The 2328-nt window shown below is 56.2% G+C and carries 3 protein-coding genes; all 3 read left to right on the forward strand.

Annotation, left to right across the window (positions count from 1 at the left end):
* Window positions 1-414, forward strand: a 414-nt coding sequence (locus WBC85_RS14810; protein WP_424438895.1) for a M20/M25/M40 family metallo-hydrolase, incomplete at its 5' end; no start/stop codon positions are given.
* Window positions 415-427: 13 nt separating this feature from the next.
* Window positions 428-1594 carry a M20 aminoacylase family protein gene (locus WBC85_RS14815; protein ID WP_424438898.1) on the forward strand — a complete coding sequence of 389 codons (1167 nt, stop codon included), beginning with the start codon at window positions 428-430 and terminating at the stop codon, window positions 1592-1594.
* 71 nt (window positions 1595-1665) lie between these two features.
* Window positions 1666-2328: glycosyl transferase (locus tag WBC85_RS14820; RefSeq protein WP_424438901.1), on the forward strand; the 663-nt coding region annotated here is incomplete at its 3' end.

Below are 2328 nucleotides of genomic sequence, written 5' to 3' on the forward strand. Positions count from 1 at the left end.
GTACAGCTTGGCGGCACAGTGCGCACCCATGATCCTGATGTGCGTGATCTGATGCAGCGGCGCTTTGCGAAGATCGTAAGTGCAACGGCCGAGGCCTATGAATGCACCGTCGATATCGCATATGAACGCGGCTATCCTGTCACCGTAAACACGGATGAGAACACAGCTTTTGCCGCAGATGTTGCGCGTGCAGTTGCAGGCGAGGGCGCGGTTGATGACAACACACCGCCAATCATGGCAGGCGAGGATTTCGCCTACATGCTAGAGGCGCGACCCGGGGCCTATATCTTCCTTGGAAACGGTGAAGAGGGCGCGATGGTCCATCACCCGGAATATGTATTTGACGATAGCGCGATTCCTGCTGGCTGCTCATGGCTTGCCGGTATGGTTGAAGCGCGAATGCCTGCTGCTTAGAGGAGCTACCAAGATGCCCATCAAGAACCGCCTAGCCGAAATGCTGCCCGAAATCACCGAGTGGCGCCGTGATCTGCATGAACATCCCGAAATCCTGTTCGAAACGCACCGCACCTCTGGCATCGTCGCGGACAAGCTGAAAGCCTTTGGTTGCGACGAGATCGTGACTGGCATTGGCCGCACGGGTGTTGTCGGTGTTATCAAAGGCAAGCAAAACAGCTCTGGCAAGGTCATTGGCCTGCGCGCCGATATGGACGCATTGCCGATCCATGAACAAACCGGCCTTGAGTATGCCTCCAAGACCCCCGACGCGATGCATGCTTGCGGCCATGACGGTCATACGGCCATGCTGCTGGGCGCTGCGAAATATCTTGCCGAGACGCGCAATTTCGATGGCACGGTCGTCGTGATTTTCCAACCTGCCGAAGAAGGTGGCGGCGGCGGCAAAGAGATGTGTGATGACGGTATGATGGATCGTTTCGGTATTCAGGAAGTCTATGGCATGCACAACTGGCCCGGTCTGCCTGTCGGTGAATTCGCGATCCGCTCTGGCCCGTTCTTTGCAGCTGCCGATATTTTCGAGATCGAGCTGGAGGGGCGCGGTGGTCACGCGGCCAAGCCGCAAGAAACCATTGATACCACAGTTATGGCCTGCCAACTTGTGCTGTCCTTGCAAACGATTGCCTCGCGCAACGTGGATCCGACCTTGCAAGTGGTTGTTTCTGTCACCTCGTTTGAAACCTCGTCCAAGGCGCATAACGTGATCCCGCAAAAAGTGCATATCAAGGGAACCGTGCGCACGCTTTCGCCCGAGGTGCGCGATCTGACCGAACAGCGTATGGGTGAAATTTGCGCAGGGGTTGCAGCCACCTTTGGCGGCACCATCAATCTGGATTACCAGCGCAACTACCCGGTGATGGTGAATTCACAGGAACAAACGGAATTCGCCGCCAAGGTCGCTGAAACTGTCTCTGGCAAACCGACGCAAGATGCACCCCTGGTGATGGGCGGCGAGGATTTCGCCTTTATGTTGGAAGAGCGCCCCGGTGCCTATATCGTCGTGGGCAACGGCGATACGGCTATGGTGCATCACCCTGAATACAATTTCAACGATGAGGCCAGCCCCGTCGGTGCAAGCTGGTGGGCGGAAATCGTCGAGCAGCGCATGCCGGCGGCCTAAGCGGCCCCTTTCCAAAAACAGGCGTCTGGGGTATCCGCCCCAGACGCCTTTTTCATTTCAGGGACACGCATATGCACGCCGCAACTATCGTCTGCATCAAATGGGGTACACTTTTTGGCCCTGAATATGTGAACCGGCTTTATTCCGGCGTGCGCCGGAATATGACGCGCCCGATCCGTTTTATCTGTATGACCGAAAATTCGGACGGCTTTCACCCCGATATCGAAGTGCTGGACCTGCCAAGCGAACCCTTCCTTGAGCCGATGAATGCAGCGCTTGCCGTGGCCAATCGACAAGGCGCGATGCGAAAGACCTCGCTCTTCAAGCCTGATCTGATCCCCGATCTCGAAGGCCCGGTTCTGGGCTTTGATCTGGATGTTGTAATCACAGGGGGGCTTGATGACATTTATGACATGGCCCCCGGCAAGATCGCGATGCGCCATGATTGGACGGAAAAGCGAAAGGGGCGCCCGACGGGCCATGGTTCGGTCTTTCGCTTTGATCCCGAAGCGCATCCGTTTCTCTACAATGATCTCGCGGCAAACCCTTACGCGGAAGTGGAAAAAGCACGCGGATCAGAGCAGCGCTATACATCGCATAAGGCGATGGACAACAACTGCTTTGCCTACATTCCGCCCGAATGGGTTGTTTCGTTCAAGTATGATACCAACCCTTTTCCGAGCAACTATTTTCGTGCGCCCAAACTGCCCGATGATGCCCGCGTGGTCTGCTTT

The sequence above is a fragment of the Planktotalea sp. genome, from assembly GCF_049680325.1.
Lineage (GTDB): Bacteria > Pseudomonadota > Alphaproteobacteria > Rhodobacterales > Rhodobacteraceae > Planktotalea.